Origin of the sequence: Flavobacterium croceum DSM 17960, assembly GCF_002917885.1 — a bacterium.
GTDB classification, from domain to species: domain Bacteria; phylum Bacteroidota; class Bacteroidia; order Flavobacteriales; family Flavobacteriaceae; genus Flavobacterium; species Flavobacterium croceum.
This window is the reverse complement of the sequence record NZ_PQNY01000021.1, coordinates 1-16,889: the sequence shown is the minus strand read 5'-3', so window position 1 is coordinate 16,889 and position 16,889 is coordinate 1. Positions and strand designations below refer to the sequence as shown.

Here is a 16,889-nt window from a genome sequence, read left to right as displayed (position 1 = left end):
AGCATTTGAAGGGGTTATCGCATTAGTTTCTGCATCAGCATCGGCTTGGCTGTTGTAATACGTTACTGTTAGTCCAGAAGCACCATTGGTTATAGCGCTATCATTTAATGGTAAGTTAAAAATAGCTTGGTTGCTCGAACCATTACTACACATTGTCATAGGGTTTGGTGTTACAACTACCGGTAATGGATAGATTGTAACGGTTACAGGTGTTGCATTACTACTGCAACCTGTAGTAGTATTAGTAGCTACCACAGTATAAGTACCAGCAACAGAAGTAGTAAATGTACTTACATTACCTGGGTCTGAAGCTCCAGCAGGATAGGTCCACACATAGTTGTAAGTGCCAGCAGGGCTAACTGTAGTTGATACCGTAGCATTATTTCCAATACATACTCCTGCGCTTGACGTGGTAACTTGAGGTTTTTGGTCTACAACCAGTTGTAATGTGGTCGTAGCGTAACAACCTGTAGTGTTATCAACCACTCTAACATAAACAGTTTGTGAATTTGCAATATTGTTTGAGTAACTGTTTGGTAGTACAGGTGTACCTGCATCGGCTGCTGGTTGAGTAACGTGGTAGGTTACAGTATAGTTGGTGTTACCTCCCGTAATTTCTGCATCTTTTGTACTTAATGTAAAGGTAGCATAGCCATCTGTATTGTCATCACACACATGGTAGGCTGTAGGGGTGATTGGTGTTGGTGGGGTATTTACTACAATATCTATAAATGCAGGAACACTCACGCCACCTGTTGTTGTATCTGTAACTATTACTGAATAATTGCCTGCGATGTTTGTTGGAAAACTAGAAACATTTCCTGGATTGGTTACCCCAGTAGGAACAGTCCAAGTATAATTGTAATTGCCAGGATTGTTTACAGTTGCAGTGATAACAGTATTTTGATAGCTACATATAGTTGTAGAAGAAGCACTTAAAGTAACTACCGGATTCGCAATAACAAATAGAGTAAAAGATGTAGTTCCAAAGTTTGTTGGTAACGCATTTTCAGTTACTCTTACATATATTTCTTGGTTGTTAATTCCGTCAAAAGGGTTTAAAACAGTAATAGGATTAGTTCCTGCAGTAGCATCTGATAATGATGTGTAATACGTTACAGTGTACAAGGTAGGATCGTAACTCCCTAAAACAATACTTGTTTGTGGTGTCAAATTAAATGGAGCTATACCATCATTGCTAGAATCGTCTAATTCTGTTAAATCAGGAGGTGTAGTTGGCGTTATTGCGACTGTGTTTAAGTGCAATATAAAACTACGCGTTTCTATACAACTGGCACCAGAAACCAAATCTTGTATAGAAACATAAATAACCTCACCATCATAACCTGTATAATTACTAAAATTAGAAATTGGATTAGCAACGTTTTGAGCATCTGCTAATGTATGATGAAAGTTTACTTCGTAATCGTTTGAACTATTACCATTTAATATGGTGTTAAGATTGCCTGTAAAATTAAAAATCGGATTTGAAGTCGGATTTGTTAAATCTGTTGGTGTGCCTATAGGCATAGGAGGTAAAAATTCTACAGTAAATGGACAACTAGATTGTGTATTGGTGCCAGTTGTAATATTTGCAGTATATACACCAGGTTGTGTTATTGTATAGTTATTACTATTGCTATTTGGGATTGGATTACCTCCTACAGACCAAGAATATACAGCTCCAGGAGTTGGAGTGCTTTCGGCACTTACAGTTCTACTACCCCCATAACAAATAGCTGTACCATCTGCCACATAAAAGCCTGTTCCGCCATAACCACCTGTTAAGATAGGGAAATTAAAACTTCCAGCACCCAAAAACACTGCTGAATCATAAGCTGTATCACTTCTGTCTGCGATAACTAATTTTAAATGATAAGTGTTATTTGGTATAACAGATGAGCTAGCAGTCATCACTACCGTGTTTCCATTAAAATTAGTAGGGGCATTTGCGGGGTTAAGGCCTTGAGGTAATTGATAATAATTTCCAAAATATTGTTGGTTGGCAGAAGTACAACTTGCGTTGTAAAGTTGGTTTCTAACGGTAACCACCGATATTGGAGTTGTCGTACTTGGTACTAATGCTAAATTGGTGGCAGGAGTGCCAGCTGTAACATTTGTTAAGAAAAACGCAAACGCATCGGAAAAAGTGCATTGATATGTTCCATATTCTTCCGAAGCAAATACAAAGTCAAAACTCATAGTGTTGGTTAAAGGAACAAAGTCAAATTCTAAAATGGTTGCATTTTTAGAGTTCATAGCATTTCCTGTGGCTGCTAAAATTACATTTTCTAGCTGTGTATCTCCAACCCACGAATTATCTCCATTGCTCTGAATGTCGTTATTTGGACCCTGAGCCCCAACTATACTAGATGTAGTCACTACACTACCTGTACTAAGTATAACACCTGCACTTAAAGGGAAATTTGGATTGGTATTTGTAAAATAACCAATACCATTTGTAGATCCAAAATTTGTACCCGTACTCCAAGTAATATTAGAAATAGAACCTGTACATGAGTTAGAACTTTGACCAGGAGCTAAATTAAATAGCTTTTCTTTTACCAACTGAGGTACAGTGTAAGTAGTAGTGTTTACATTAATAGACTGAGCTACAGCCACTAAATTAAAAACTAAAAAAGAAAGCAATAGTAACTTTTTTCTCATAACGATGATTTCGAAAAAATTAAACGTACAAAACTATAACGTTTAAAATGTTAATTAATTGTTTAAAACCGCCAAATATAAACATTACTAGCTAATATATTTGTTAATTTTGCAGAAAAAATACAACTTTAGCATGAAAATATCTATCAAACAAACAAATACTCCTACTATTATTAAATTTGAGTTTCCAGAATTCATTACAAATCATGAAAGTTTTGAATTCAAGAATATCGATGAAGCTCAAAACTCTCCAATAGCTCAAAAATTATTTTATTTACCTTTTGTAAAAACAGTATATATCTCGAGCAATTTTATAGCCATTGAGCGTTTTAGTATTGTAGAATGGATTGATGTTCAAGATGAAGTAGCTCAACAAATAGAACAAATGGTAGCCGATGGAACTCCAATAATTCTAGAATCGGCAACTCCAAAAAAAGTACCAGTAACTATTTATGGAGAAACAACTCCAAACCCAGCCGTGCTTAAATTCGTTTCTAATAAACTTTTTACAAAAGTAGCTCTAGAATGTAAAAACATAGACGATACCCAAGCTTCACCTATTGCTAAAGAATTGTTTCATTTTCCGTATGTTAAAGAAATATTTATCGATGAAAACTATATTTCAATAACAAAATTTGAAAGTTATTCTTGGGATGAAATTACTTCGGAACTACGTACATTTATAAAACAGTTTATAGAAAACGGTGGCACAGTAATACAAGAGAGTTTAATTGAAAAACCCAAAAAAGAAAAGCAAACCATAACTCATTTTGATGCTCTTGATATAACATCACAACAAATAGTAAATATTTTAGAAGAATACGTAAAACCAGCTGTTCAAGCAGATGGAGGTAACATACTTTTTGATTCGTACAATCCAGATTCTAAACAAGTAAGAGTAGTGCTTCAAGGTTCGTGCAACGGTTGTCCGTCTTCAACATTTACGCTTAAAAACGGTATAGAAAACATGCTTAAAAGTATGCTAAATGATAACGAGATTGTTGTAGAAGCCATCAATTAATCTTAATTAAAAGGTTAATTTTCAACTAATATTTATTTAACGAAGCTGTTTTTTTAAATAGAGTATCAAGCAAGCCGCACTATTCGTATTTAAAAAACTATATATTTGTAATGGCTTGAAAAATAAAGTTTATCTCATAAAACCATATCGTATGAAAATATTGCAAAAAGTAAGTGCTCTACTACTATTTTTTACTTTAATATATTGTAAAAATGAAAATAGTACCGTTGAATTTTCAAAGCTTACACAAGACTATTTTAACGATAAAAACAAACTCTATCCGCTTGAAGCTACTGTAAACGGTCAAAACGAATACAACAATCAGTTGCAATTTGAAATGACAGACGGTTATAGAAAAAAACAAGTAGCATTTTACAAAAAATATTCTCAACAATTACAAACCGTAAACTATGAATCTCTTTCGGAAGAAGAAAAAAATAGTTTCGATATTATGAAATGGGAAATAGACCGAGGTAACGATTTGCTTAAAACCTCTAATAATTTATTACCAATTCATCAGTTTTGGGGCACACATTTAACAATGGCACAATTTGCCGAAGGCAGTTCTGCTCAGCCTTTTAAAACAGAGAAAGACTACAGAGATTTTCTGAAACGAATGGAACTTTATACAGTGTGGCTCGACTCTGCACAAGTATACATGAAAAAAGGTATTACAAAGGGATGGGTTTTGCCTAAAGCATTAACTCAAAAATTAATTCCTCAATTTGAAAATTTTATTTCTACAACTACCGAAAACAATATATTTTACACAACGATACATAAATTTCCAGAAAATTTCACACAAGCTCAAAAGCAAACATTAACGAAAGATTATACAAAAGTAATTGAAACAAAGTTGGTTCCTCAGTTTCATAAAATGATTACTTTTTTAAAAACGGAATACCTTCCTGCTTCAAAAACGGCGAGCGGAATAGGCGCGCTACCAAATGGCAACAAACTTTATAAAGTATATATAAAGCAATGGACAACTACCGATTTATCTCCAGAGGAAATTCATAATCTTGGTTTGAAAGAAGTAGCTCGAATTAAAGCTGAAATGGAAAAAGTAAAACAACAAGTAGGATACAAAGGAAGTATAGTCGATTTTTTTAATGATGTACGAAACAATCCAAAACTAAAACCTTTTACCAAACCAGAGCAGGTTATTGCCAATTTTGAAAAAATACACGCTACCATTAAACCAAATGTAGATAAATTGTTTTCTTTACAACCCAAAACACCTTTTAGAATAAAACGTACCGAAGCTTTTAGAGAACAAACAGCGAGTGCAGAATATGTACAAGGCGCTGCAGATGGTTCTAGACCTGGAACTTTTTATGTGCCTATTCCAGATGTGAAAAATTATAATTTTTATGGAGATGAAGATTTATTTTTGCACGAAGCCATACCGGGACACCATTTTCAAATTGCATTACAACAAGAAAACAAAGCCTTGCCCGATTTTAGAAAATTTAATTGGTTTGGTGCGTATGGAGAAGGATGGGCATTGTATACCGAAAGTTTAGGAAAAGAACTCGGTTTGTATAAAGATCCTTACCAATATTTTGGAATGTTGGGCAACGAAATGCACCGTGCTATAAGATTGGTAGTAGATACAGGCATACATTATAAAGGTTGGACAAGAGAGCAAGCTATACAATATTCTCTAGAAAACGAAGCAGAGCCCCAAGCTAGTATTGTAGCCGAGATAGAACGATACATGGCCATACCGGGTCAGGCGCTTTCTTATAAAATAGGACAACTTAAAATTTTAGAGCTACGTCAAAAAGCTGAAAAGCAGTTGGGTAAAAAATTTGATATCAAAAAATTCCATCAAATTGTATTAGAATCGGGAGTTATGCCGTTGGCATTGCTAGAGAAAAAAGTAAATAATTGGATTGAAAAAGAACAATAAATCTATTTTTTTATCCGAAAAGATTGTGCTATCTCTTTAAATGTTTTTAGATAGTCTTTGTTTTCCAAAGATGTTATTCCTATCATAATGTAATAGTCAGAACTTTCTGTATATAGCATTATTTGATAAATTTGTTCATCTTCCTCTTTACTATTCTTTCCATATCCAATAATTTCATAACCATCAAGTCCGTCAATATTAATTGAGGTGATAGATTCGATGGTTATGCTTTTGCCATTTGGTAAATTTTTTAACCTTTCAACACTATATTCTTTTTTGTTTTTAGCGTTTATTTTTGAGATTGACTTTCCAGCCATAAAAAATGGATGCTCTGTAGGGAATTTTCCATCTATAGTATAAATAATCGTATTAGACATTTGTTTTGTGAATATAAAATTTGTAGTTGATAAATCAATATCAAAGTCTACATTTTCAATGGTGCTAATGTCTTCGTTCTTATTGTATTTTATAGAAAAAAGAGCTGTTTTTATTTCTTTCTCTATCTGTTTGTATTTTTCAGGATAGATACCATTTGCGAGTACAGTATAATCTTGATTTCCAAACATTACTATTTGTTTGAGATATTGTATTCCGTTTGCTTCTTGCCTTACTTTGATATAAGTAGCTTGAGAGTTATTGTAATCTACGGTTTCTTTACTAATAAGTATCATGCCTCTACTCTTTAAATTTTCAGCATTAAAGTTTTCGTGCATCATAAAGTATGATCCAGGTAATTCGGTTATCATGATAGAAGCGCCTTTTTCTACATTTTGTAAACCATTAAAATTTGATGAAACTATAAAGCCGTTGGGTGCCAAAATACTACATTTAGTCCCTGATATTTTGGTGTAATTTTTTGTTTCTATTTGTGAAAATACTGAATAAAAACTTAGTAGAAAAAGCAGTAATGTTTTGTTTACAATATGAGTCATAGCATTAGCATAAACAAAGAATTATTATAGAAAATAGCTAAAAATTATGGAGCGCAAGTTTGGTTGTAATACACTACAATTTTTTTAAAATCATCTTTTTTAAACTCATCTGATGCGACTTTGTTTTGTAGTTCAGGACAGTCGGTAAAGTAATTTTTTACCACTTTTTTAAACCCAATTTTAGGTATATACCCATACGCAACAAAGTATTGCCCAAATTTGTCGTTTGCTCTTTTAATATGGTACGTAGAAGTGCTTCTATATCCTGTGCCTAAGGCCATACCACCACCAAAGCTTGTTGTGTATTCGCCATACAACTTTAAGTAACCGTCAATTACTACAGTTAAGAGTAACGGTTTTTTTTGATACTCTACATAAACATATTCGTATTTAAGTTCTTCGTTTTTGCTGTTTGTTACAGTAGCAGATATAGCATCGTTATAGTCATATTTAATGGTTTCTGAGTCTTCGGTAGCTTTAAATTTGAATGAGCTTGATGTAACTTTTACCAAACCAGATAACACTGTGCCATTAAGCAATGTAATTGTACCTCTGTCTTTTTGTGAAAAGCACTGATAAGCACTAAAAATAATAAGTAAAAAATAAATTTTTTTCATGATTTGTTTTTGTTTAAAATTAACATAAATGTAGAGGGTTTAAAACTGTACGATTTAATTACGTTCAAGTATTATTTCAAAATCAAGTGGGTGAATTCCTTTTAGTTTTTCAGAATAATTCAGTTTGCCGTCACTTTTATAAACATGCTTTTCAATAATTATTCCATTGGGCAAATTAAGATTTTGTGCCTAAACATCAAATAATATTTCGTTAGATATTATAGAGGGTTAAAATTTTTATTTTCATCGATAATGTATATTTTATCTTATTAATTACTCTTTAATAAATTTTTTATAAACTTTATTTTGTTCTGTATGAATTTCTAGTAGGTAAATTCCGTGAGCAAGATTCTCTACATTAATTTTGTTATTGTTTGTAGTTTGTGTTAAAACTGCTTTCCCAAAATTATTATATACAACTATTTTATTTACTTGACATTCGTTTTTTATATACATTATATTTTTCGCAATCTCGTGAAACCGCTGTTAGTGGCTGTTTATTTTTTTACGTATTTTATTATTTGTTTTAGTTTCTCTGAATCATCTTTATAAGTTTCTATTTGTCCAATATTTTCAAAGGTAAAACTTAATAAAGTTTCATTTGGTTCTGCAATTCTGTTCTGTTTTTTAGCTTTAATATTATTGTAGATATAAAAAGGTGTTTTTAAAATACCCGAAGGAATTCCCCACCAACCAAGTAATGCAGTTGAAATTATTGATTCTTGATTTTTTTTGTCCAAACAATCTGGGCAACCAATAATTGGTTCTTTTCTAAAAAATGAGAACACAATAAAACTTTTTGCAGTATGCATTATTGTTCCATTAAGTTTTGCAGTTTTATTACCACATAATGGACAAGGCAAACTTCTCAATTTTTGAGATAATTCAGTTATTTCTTCTAAAGAATATTCTCTGTTTTGAGCTTTTGCACCTTCTAAAATATTAGGATTTAAATTTCGCTTTTTAATTTCATTTCTAATGATTTCCAAAACTCCTGGTCTTAAACCTTGAGCTTTTTCTGTTGCAATATGAATTAATTCTGAATCTGTTTTTCTTGCATAATTTTCAGCAATGTCTTTTAAATCATAACCATTACTCATAATATTATTTTCTTAATTGTTTGTGTAAACATTTGTTTTTTAGGGTTTTGCGTCATTTTTTTTGTTAAATAGCCACTAACAAACAAGGCTTTGCGCAGGGTTTTGCCTTGTGCAAAATCCAAGTTGTACGAAGTCCCGAAGGGCTTCGTGCTGACGCAAAACCCTTGTTGTGAGCTGTGCTTATTTCATAATTTCTAATTTATTAAAATTATTTTTTGTTGGTTCAAATTAATTTATTAAGTTTATACAAATTCGTAAATCTGTTTTTTGTTTTATTCTCAATATTTGAATCCTTCAGTTCTAAAACATCATTTTCTAATGTGTATTTCCCAGAATAATTTGAAGTTCCGTGTGGATAAAAAGTCGTGATTTTATAACTTAAATTTTTATAAAGGAATAATTTACTTGTACGTAAATCATTTTGTTGAGTCATAATCATAGTGACTGTTTTTTTATTGTCAATATATTCATGAATAAATTTAGTCCAAAAAGTACTAGCAAAAAGGAAACTGTCATTTTTAACACATTTGTGTTTTTTCTTTTACTTTCAAAACGATATAATATTATTAAATTGACAATAATTAGAAGAACTATTATTGGTATTACAAAAAGGAAAATATGTATTAAAGTCGAATAATCTCCATAAAATTTTGTCAATAAAATGAGTAAATAAAACAATCCAAATAATGTTAAATATCTCAATATGTATTTCAGTATATTCATATTTTATTTGCGTCGGTTTAATAGCATAGCACACAACGTTCTCGCGCTTTGCGAGGTTGCGGACTAAATAAATCTTTACTTTTAGGTTGTTACTGAACTTTATTGAAAAGTCCAAACTTTAAATTTAGCACTTACCCCGCAATCTTGCAAAACGCTTGTTGGCAAATCGTTATTCTTTAATTATTTTAGTGTTCATTATTCCTTTTTCTGTATAGAGTTTTAGGATATAATTTCCAGTTTTTAAATTGCTTAAATCAATTTTATTTTCATGAATTGAATTTGAACTTAAAATTCTTCCCGAAATATCATAAACTTCAACTTTTGAAATATTATCTTCTATTTTGAAATTTAAAATATTTTTTACAGGGTTTGGATATACAGAAATGTTATTGATAAAATCATTTTCTTGTAAACCCAATGTGTTTTGAACTGTTGTTGTGTAATTATTTGTAACAATCGGGAAATTATAATCAAAATAGATATTTGCTGAATTGCTAAAAGTGTTTCCAACAACTAAATTTGGTTTTGTTTTAATTTTAAAAGATACATAACCATCATTGTTAGCATCATCAAAAGGAAGATTTATATTTTGAAAAATGAATTCTACTTTATTTGTGCTTGATATTCTTGTTTCAAAGTTATGACTTCCTTTAATTGGAATTAAAGTATTGATGTCAAATTTATTTATGTCAATCATATCTTTTACTACAATATTTTGTGCATTTGCAGTTCCATTGTTTTCAAATCGAATTAAGTAATGAACATATTCACCAACCATACTTGTTGTAATAGTTGTTCCTTCCAAACAAGTTTTATCATTTGGGTCATAAGAATTAACTACGATTTGATTTAAGATTGCAATATTGTCATTTGGAGTTTCGTCCAGTTGCCCATTTACGAAAGCAGTATAATTTAATAAGTCACCACTATTCAACGCTGGTGTTTCAATTGGAGAATTTAAGTTTAGTATAATATTGATTTCTCTACTTTCAAAAGGTAATAGGTTTGTAAAGTTCCAATTTAAACTACCTATTGACTGATTTGAAAAATTAGGATTACTAGAAACAAAATCTAAAACACTATCGTCAAATGTAAAATTGATTGTGCCTGATAGCGTAGTTGTTCCTTTGTTTTTATAAACTATTTTATAATTAGCATCAAAACCAGGTCTAGCTGCATTAATTGGGATTAATATTATTTCTAAATCATTGTGTTGACCATTTGCAGTAATACAAAAATCTTGAACTTGTTCTGTGAAATTAATAGTATTATAGTTTATTGTGGGATTATTAGGATTAATATTGAAGTATAAACTATTTTCAATTTCTGGATTAATTATAAAACTACCAGTATTAGAAAAATAAAACTTATATTCATCATTAATTGTTGTTGTATAATTAATTATTGTTCCTAATGTACTTTTTAATTTTATATTATTTAGTGTTAAATCATTTATACTACAGCCATTATTATCCAAGTCATAATATGTTTTACCCTTCAAAGAATTATAATTACCTGAAGGAAAAAAAGAACAATAAGGATTTACGGTGCAATTAACATATCCATAATTGTTTACTTTAGCTTGATATAGAAATGTACTAGTACAAATAAATGATAGATTTGGATTATTGTAAAAATCAAGACAAATATTAAATGGGCTGTTATTATTGCTGAATATAGTATTTAAATTATTATTATTACAAACGAAACAAGTTAAATTATTTGAATTATTAATATTAATAGTTGTCAGAAGATTATTGTCACAAAATAGATTTATCAAAGAGTTGCAATTATCAATATTTAATGATGTCAATTGGTTGTTGGAGCATTGAAAGTAATTCAAACTATTTAAATTGCTTATATTTAAAGAAGTTAATTGATTATTTTGACAATATAATTCCTGTAAAAGAGTACAATTTTGTAATTCTAATGAACTTAATTGATTATTATAACAACCTAACGATTTTAGATTAGATAAATTATTTAAATTCATTGATGTAATAACATTATAATTTGTTGTTAAGTGGGTTAAGTTTGTAAAATTCTCAATTCCAATAATAGATGAAATATTTCCGATACCATTAGAAGATGGACTTATATTTAGTTTGTAAACTTGAAGCGCTTCATTAATTTCTATTTCATTATTATTGTTACTGTCAATTTTAATATTATTATTATTGATGTCTTTTGCTACTGAATTCGATGTACTTGATTGTAGCAATCTAATTTTAAAATTTGGATCTGGAAAATTAATAATTTGAGCATTACAAAATGTTGTAAAAGTAAGTATAAAATAAAAGATTTTTGTTTTCATTTATTTTGAATTAATGTTTATAAGTTTCGTTTGTCAATAATGTCTGCCAACGGTTTTCGGCTTGGCGATGTGGCGGATTTTTAGCACAAATGTTCAATAGAATTACTGCTGTTGAACCTTGCACAAATGTTTCATAGAAGCACTTCAGCCGCCATATTGCCAAACCGATGTTGGCGGTTCGTTGTTTTTATCTAATTCGTTTTTGTCAGTTTAGCCATTGCTCTTACAGGAAATGTTCCAACTCCTTTAAATTTTGGTGGAATTGCACTAAAAGTAAAACCATCTTTTGGTAACAAATACAAATTACAAAGATGTTCTACTATTAAAATTTCTGCACCTAAAAGTATTGTATGAACAGGTCTTGACTTACCTAATGTGTTGTCAATATTATGAGAGTCAATACCTACTAATTTTACATTGCAATCTCTCAAATATTCGGCTGCCTCTTTTGTTAAATAAGGATGGTTTTCATAATAATTTTCAGTATCCCAATGTCTGTCCCAACCGGTATGGATTAAAACTGCTCGATTTCTAATTTCATAATTTTTTAAATGGTCGTCTGTAATTGCTAACGTTTCGCTAAAAGGAACACTAATTACTGTTGCGTCAAGGTCAACAAAACATTCCAAAGCTACCTCTGAAAGGTCTTTACCGTTTTCAAATCTGTGAAAAGGGCAGTCAATATACGTTCCTGTATTTGTTACCATTTCAATTTTTCCGATTTGGAATTCAGTTCCTTCTTCGTAAAATTGTTTTGAATTTTCTCTACTCAAATAATCGCAAACTATTGGTGCTGGTAAGCCTTTATAAGTTACAAGTCCGTGCTCAATAGTGTGGCTTAAATCAATCAATAAGTCCGCCTTGATATTTTCATTTATTGGTTTTCTTTTGTGTTGCTCTTCAAAAATTACTTTATTCAAAATTTTGGTTTGTCCAACCATAAGAAGTCGCAAATCCGCAACAATATAATCTGCAAGTTCTTTGTCAGAAATATTATCGCCTGATATGTCAAGTCGAAAGTCTTCGCCTTTTATACTCCCGCCATTAGTGAAATAAATTTCAAAGTCAAATTTTACTCTTTTGTCCATATTTATTGTTGAATTTCTCTTGTCGGCAGTGTCGCTTTACAATGTTGCCTAACGTTTTGAGGCTTTAAGAAGTTGGGAATTTTTGTTACTGATGTTTACAAATATACCAAAAAGTATGAAAGAAAAAAGCTCAAAAATAGGAGAGAAGTTCAAACACTGGCTCCTTCCATTAAACACCGAAACCCCAATTTCTTAAAACCGCTGTTACCAGCAGTTTTTATTTTCGATACTTTAATTTTCTTCTATATTCAGCATTTTTAATTCTTCTTCCACCAATAATTTTATAGCGAACTTGTGTTGTCCAATTACCTTTTTTGTCATATTTAAATTCATATTCATAATCTTCTGATTTTGTTATGTCACCATATTCATTTATAACGTCGTTTTCCTCTTTTTTTGAGTAGTCAATTTTTCCATTATTTGTTGAAATTATCTTTCCATTTTTATCCAAAACTTTCGTAATGACAGAATTATTTAAATAATCATATTCTGCAATTTCAATTCCGAAATCAACATTACTATCGGTTTTTAGTTTTAGTTCAATTGGATTTCCTTTTTCATTATTTATAATTGTAGTTTCTCTTATAACTTTATTATTTTGATTTTTATCAATTACTTTTATTAGGAATCCTTTTTCGTCGTACTCATAAAATGCAGTTTCAGAAGAATATCCGATAATAGGATGCCATCTTTCTATTTTTCTTGATATACTTTTTGTTCCTGTTGAATCGTGAATTCTTGTAAGTCTTTCTTTTAGGTTATCTTCTGAATCGTATCTTAATTCAGTAATGATTTTGTTTTTGGAATTCAAACTTGTAATTTCTTTTTTTCTTTCAATGTTATCTTGATTAAAAAAAGTTATTTCAGTAGTTATTTCACTAACCAATATGTTTTTACGCAATTCTAAATCGTTATCAATATGAAGTGCAGAAAAAATACTTTGTGAATAATTACTATTAATAAACGAAGTAAAAAAAAGTAATACAATAATTTTAAATTTCATTTTAAAATGTTTATTTTAAGGTTTTTACGTAAAATTGCTGGTAACGTTTTGCGGCTTGGCGATGGTGGGGCATTTGAAAAACGTCAGCCCAACGTTTGCACAAAAGACGAATAGTATTACTAATGTTGAATTTACAACTGTTAGCCCCACTATTGCCAAACCGATGTTAGCGGCTGCCATTTTATTGTCCTTACAAAAAATTGTCTCTATACTTTATTAAAGATTTTTTTGAGACAGGATTGCCGTGTCCAAGATAAAATTTTTCTGTTTTTAATGAAAGTATTTTATTGATACTTTTTTTTACTTGGTCTAAATTATCGTGAAAAGGCGGATGTTTCATTCTTGAATTAAATATAATGCCACCAAGTAATATACCCGATGAAGCTAAATCCATTATAATAGCCTCTCCATTTTCAAGGACAACCGATAAAGAACCTGGTGTGTGTCCTGGTGTATGAATTACTTTTCCTTTTATTCCATAAATGGATAAATCATATTCCTCATTCTCATCTAATACTACGTCAGGTAAACAAGGAGAAGCTGTATCTTTTGCTAGCTTAGGTTTAAGAACAATATCCCAAATTTTATGGTTAGGCTTTAAAGTTTCAAACATACTTTTCCCTGTTTGTAGTGCTACTTTATCAAAGCCGTGCATAAGAATAGGAATTTTTAAAATGTCCTTTAATTCTTTTGCACTTCCAAAATGGTCTATATGTCCGTGAGTTATAATTATTAAGCCAATATCTTCTGGTTTGATATTGTGTTTTTTTAACTGTTTGATAATTTTTGTTTCGCTATTAGGGACACCTGTGTCCACCAATATGTGTTTTTTTTCTCCTTTTATAAGAAAACAATTTATCATTCCAAATGGGAAAATCGATAACTGAATTATTTGATGCATCTCTTTAATTTTTAAAATACCCGATGCAAAGTTCAGTTCTTGAAAAAGAAAACTGCTTGATAAATGTTAGGAAATTATTTTTTTTCTAATTCTGCTTAAAGATTCTGGCTTGATTCCTATATAAGAAGCAATATGTTGTATTGGAACATTTTGAATTATTTCTGGTTGCTCTGCCAGTAATTTTAAATATTGTTTTTCAGCCGATAGTGTCAGTAAATCAGTTGTTCGTTGCTGATTAAATGTAATAGCTTTTTCATAAACTTGTTTACAGAAAGTACTCCAAATTGCACTTTCCTTGGTTAATGTTTCATAATCTGATTTGGTAATATGAAGTACCTCACAGTCTGAAATACATTGAATATTTTCTTTTGAAATAAATCCTGAAACAAAGCTATTAAAGCCTGTTATAAAATTATTTTCCCCTACAATTTGAGTTGTAATTTCTATCCCGTCTTCGTTAGAAAATGTCCTAATAAAGCCATTTCTGATAAAATATAGTTTTTGGGCAACAATATTTTCTTTTTCAAGAATTGAGCCTTTTGAAAAATTGGTATTCTTAAAAAAGTGCGTCAGAAGTCTGATGTCATTGTTAGAAATGTCAAAGAGGTTTGAAATATAATTAATTAAAGGTTCAATTGTCATTTCGTGTGGTGTCTATATGGTTGCTGCTAACGTTTTGCGGCTTCAAGAAGTGGCGAACTTCGTAACCGCTAAATTTTCCACTAAGATAGTATTTCTTACGAAAGAAAAATGTGAATTTACCACATTTTTCGCCATTTCTTGAAACCGCTGTTGGCAGTAGTACTTATTCGTCGTTTTTTAAGTTTTGTCTTTTTGTCAATTCATTTTTCTCGATAAAATTAAAGCCCAAATCATAGGTCACTGAATTTTTATTTTTAGAAAATATTTTAAAAAACCTTCCATCGGTTTCAATTCTGCTTACATCGTAGTCAGTATCATAATTAGTTATGAATTTGGCTTTAAAAGATTTACTTGTAGTTATTGATTTACTCAATAAATTTGATAAGAAGAAAATTTCAGAACTTGTCAAGTTTATGATTTTATTACCTTTTTCAAATCGAAGATTTATATACTGAAAATCTTTTGCTGTTTTGTCTTCTTCTAATTTTATTTTTTGATACAAATAGGTTAGAGGCTCAATATTTATTCGGAAGCTTTTTGGAGATTGTCTTCCATAATCAGTTATAGATTTCAAAATCTTGTTGTTTTTTACGAATGTGACACTTACTTCTTGGTCGTCAGTCCAATTTGCTGTATAATTATCTTTTAAGTTTGAGAAATTCACTTTTTTCAAACTCTTCTCAATTTCATTGAATTCAGAAGCTTTTATTTTTGATTTGAAGTAACCATTTTGAGAATTGTAAAAAGCTCCATAATAATATATTTCTCCGTTCTTATTTATTTCTATATCATTTATTGGACAAGAACCAAAACAAGGTGATTTTGATATAATTATTTTGTCAAAGTCTACTTTTTCATTCACTTTGAAGTTTAGTTTTGAGAATTCTAAAACAACCTCTTTGTTAGACTTTAGTTTTAATGTTTTTGAATTAATCTCAATTATTTTAGAAGCATTCCATTTTTTAGAAACTAAGTTAAAAATATATAAGCTATCACCTTCAATTTTATATTTAGTTTTTGTTCCGTAAAAGATAGTTTTTCTTTCTTCTTTTTCTGTTTTATCTTTTGTTTCAAAATATCCTGGTTTACTTTCACAGTTTCCATTTTTGTCAAAAGAATAGCCAAAATCAGTGTAAAAATGATTCTCAATTTTAGGAATTTCCTTTTCAAAAATCCAATCGCCTAGAATTATATTTTCATAGTTTTTTGTTGGTTTCTTTTCACAAGAAATTAACGTCAATAATAGCAAAAATATGTATTTATAATTTTTCGTCATAGTATTACTGCCAACGTTTTGCGGCTTGACGCAGAAGCGAAGCCAGCGAACGGCTAAATTTCTGTTAAAGATAAACATTTTCGTGAAAAACAGACTTCAATTTAAGAGAAATTGAGCTATTGCGCCAAACGTTTCGCGGCTTGACGCAGAAGCGAAGCCAGCGAACGATTTAATTTCTGCTAAAGATAAAATATTTTCGTGAAAAACAGACTTCAATTTAAGAGAAATCGAGCTATTGCGCCAAACTGCTGTTGCCTGCTGTGCGAATCTGCGTTCTTTCTGCTTTCAAGTCGAGTAGTTTTTTTCTTTCAGTTTTTCCGCTTTCGCTTTTAAACAAAGTTTTCCGCTTTCGGCATTTCTGATTTTCTTGTCGATTTATTCTTTTAATATGTTTCAGATTTCACTTTTTAAGTACAAATTCCCGTAAACTTTCTGTTAGATTTCAGTTTTTCTGTCCGATTTCGTTCAGCCGTAATTTTCTGATAAAGTTCCAACAAAAAAAATAAAAGAAAAGCCACGAAGTTGAAACATTCATTATTCTTCCTTTAAGAAACTAGGAAAAATTTCTTCCGGAATTTTTCCGCGTATAGCAGGCAACGTTTTGCGGCTTGACGCAGAAGCGAAGCCAGCGAACGGTTAAATTTCTGCTAAAGATAAACATTTTCGTGAAAAACAGACTTCAGTTTAAGA

The 16,889-nt window shown here is 30.5% G+C and carries 13 protein-coding genes; 2 read left to right on the top strand and 11 right to left on the bottom strand.

Annotated features, from left to right (window positions below; translation table 11 throughout):
• A partial coding sequence (locus Q361_RS12105; RefSeq protein ID WP_211290380.1) for a choice-of-anchor L domain-containing protein occupies window positions 1-2,667 on the bottom strand: 2,667 nt, incomplete at its 3' end.
• 133 nt (window positions 2,668-2,800) lie between these two features.
• Here Q361_RS12105 and Q361_RS12100 point away from each other — a divergent pair.
• A complete protein-coding gene (locus Q361_RS12100; protein ID WP_103726994.1) occupies window positions 2,801-3,688 on the top strand; it encodes a NifU family protein in 888 nt (295 codons plus the stop codon).
• Window positions 3,689-3,839: 151 nt separating this feature from the next.
• Window positions 3,840-5,603: a DUF885 domain-containing protein gene (locus Q361_RS12095; RefSeq protein WP_103726993.1), complete on the top strand. Its 1,764-nt coding sequence runs from the start codon at window positions 3,840-3,842 to the stop codon at window positions 5,601-5,603.
• Window positions 5,604-5,605: 2 nt separating this feature from the next.
• Here the strand turns inward: Q361_RS12095 and Q361_RS12090 are convergent, their stop codons facing one another.
• The 10 genes from Q361_RS12090 to Q361_RS12040 all read right to left on the bottom strand — a co-directional run bounded on the left by Q361_RS12090 (window position 5,606) and on the right by Q361_RS12040 (window position 16,199).
• Window positions 5,606-6,535, bottom strand: a complete 930-nt coding sequence (locus tag Q361_RS12090; protein ID WP_103726992.1) for a hypothetical protein — start codon at window positions 6,533-6,535, stop codon at window positions 5,606-5,608.
• A gap of 44 nt (window positions 6,536-6,579) precedes the next feature.
• Complete coding sequence (locus tag Q361_RS12085) at window positions 6,580-7,152, bottom strand: hypothetical protein (protein ID WP_103726991.1); 573 nt, start codon at window positions 7,150-7,152, stop codon at window positions 6,580-6,582.
• Window positions 7,153-7,425: 273 nt separating this feature from the next.
• Window positions 7,426-7,608, bottom strand: a complete 183-nt coding sequence (locus Q361_RS12080) for a T9SS type A sorting domain-containing protein (RefSeq protein WP_103726990.1) — start codon at window positions 7,606-7,608, stop codon at window positions 7,426-7,428.
• 41 nt (window positions 7,609-7,649) lie between these two features.
• A complete protein-coding gene (locus tag Q361_RS12075; protein WP_103726989.1) occupies window positions 7,650-8,252 on the bottom strand; it encodes a hypothetical protein in 603 nt (200 codons plus the stop codon).
• Window positions 8,253-9,144: 892 nt separating this feature from the next.
• The gene (locus Q361_RS12065; protein WP_103726987.1) at window positions 9,145-11,289 is read right to left on the bottom strand and encodes a DUF7619 domain-containing protein; all 2,145 of its coding nucleotides are present in this window, start codon (window positions 11,287-11,289) and stop codon (window positions 9,145-9,147) included.
• Between the two features lie 191 nt (window positions 11,290-11,480).
• Window positions 11,481-12,377, bottom strand: coding sequence for a cyclase family protein (locus Q361_RS12060; protein WP_103726986.1), 897 nt, complete (start codon window positions 12,375-12,377; stop codon window positions 11,481-11,483).
• Between the two features lie 217 nt (window positions 12,378-12,594).
• Window positions 12,595-13,380: a hypothetical protein gene (locus Q361_RS12055; protein ID WP_103726985.1), complete on the bottom strand. Its 786-nt coding sequence runs from the start codon at window positions 13,378-13,380 to the stop codon at window positions 12,595-12,597.
• Between the two features lie 190 nt (window positions 13,381-13,570).
• A complete protein-coding gene (locus tag Q361_RS12050) occupies window positions 13,571-14,281 on the bottom strand; it encodes an MBL fold metallo-hydrolase (RefSeq protein ID WP_103726984.1) in 711 nt (236 codons plus the stop codon).
• 66 nt (window positions 14,282-14,347) lie between these two features.
• A complete protein-coding gene (locus Q361_RS12045; protein ID WP_103726983.1) occupies window positions 14,348-14,923 on the bottom strand; it encodes a Crp/Fnr family transcriptional regulator in 576 nt (191 codons plus the stop codon).
• A gap of 163 nt (window positions 14,924-15,086) precedes the next feature.
• A complete protein-coding gene (locus Q361_RS12040; protein WP_146047023.1) occupies window positions 15,087-16,199 on the bottom strand; it encodes a DUF6438 domain-containing protein in 1,113 nt (370 codons plus the stop codon).
• Window positions 16,200-16,889 lie beyond the last annotated feature (690 nt).

Bases quoted from the DNA above. Each gene is read 5' to 3' on its own strand.
- Q361_RS12100 (WP_103726994.1), top strand. From the start codon at position 2,801: ATGAAAATATCTATCAAACAAACAAATACTCCTACTATTATTAAATTT.
- Q361_RS12095 (WP_103726993.1), top strand. From the start codon at position 3,840: ATGAAAATATTGCAAAAAGTAAGTGCTCTACTACTATTTTTTACTTTA.
- Q361_RS12090 (WP_103726992.1), bottom strand. From the start codon at position 6,535: ATGACTCATATTGTAAACAAAACATTACTGCTTTTTCTACTAAGTTTT.
- Q361_RS12085 (WP_103726991.1), bottom strand. From the start codon at position 7,152: ATGAAAAAAATTTATTTTTTACTTATTATTTTTAGTGCTTATCAGTGC.
- Q361_RS12080 (WP_103726990.1), bottom strand. From the start codon at position 7,608: ATGTATATAAAAAACGAATGTCAAGTAAATAAAATAGTTGTATATAAT.
- Q361_RS12075 (WP_103726989.1), bottom strand. From the start codon at position 8,252: ATGAGTAATGGTTATGATTTAAAAGACATTGCTGAAAATTATGCAAGA.
- Q361_RS12065 (WP_103726987.1), bottom strand. From the start codon at position 11,289: ATGAAAACAAAAATCTTTTATTTTATACTTACTTTTACAACATTTTGT.
- Q361_RS12060 (WP_103726986.1), bottom strand. From the start codon at position 12,377: ATGGACAAAAGAGTAAAATTTGACTTTGAAATTTATTTCACTAATGGC.
- Q361_RS12055 (WP_103726985.1), bottom strand. From the start codon at position 13,380: ATGAAATTTAAAATTATTGTATTACTTTTTTTTACTTCGTTTATTAAT.
- Q361_RS12050 (WP_103726984.1), bottom strand. From the start codon at position 14,281: ATGCATCAAATAATTCAGTTATCGATTTTCCCATTTGGAATGATAAAT.
- Q361_RS12045 (WP_103726983.1), bottom strand. From the start codon at position 14,923: ATGACAATTGAACCTTTAATTAATTATATTTCAAACCTCTTTGACATT.
- Q361_RS12040 (WP_146047023.1), bottom strand. From the start codon at position 16,199: ATGACGAAAAATTATAAATACATATTTTTGCTATTATTGACGTTAATT.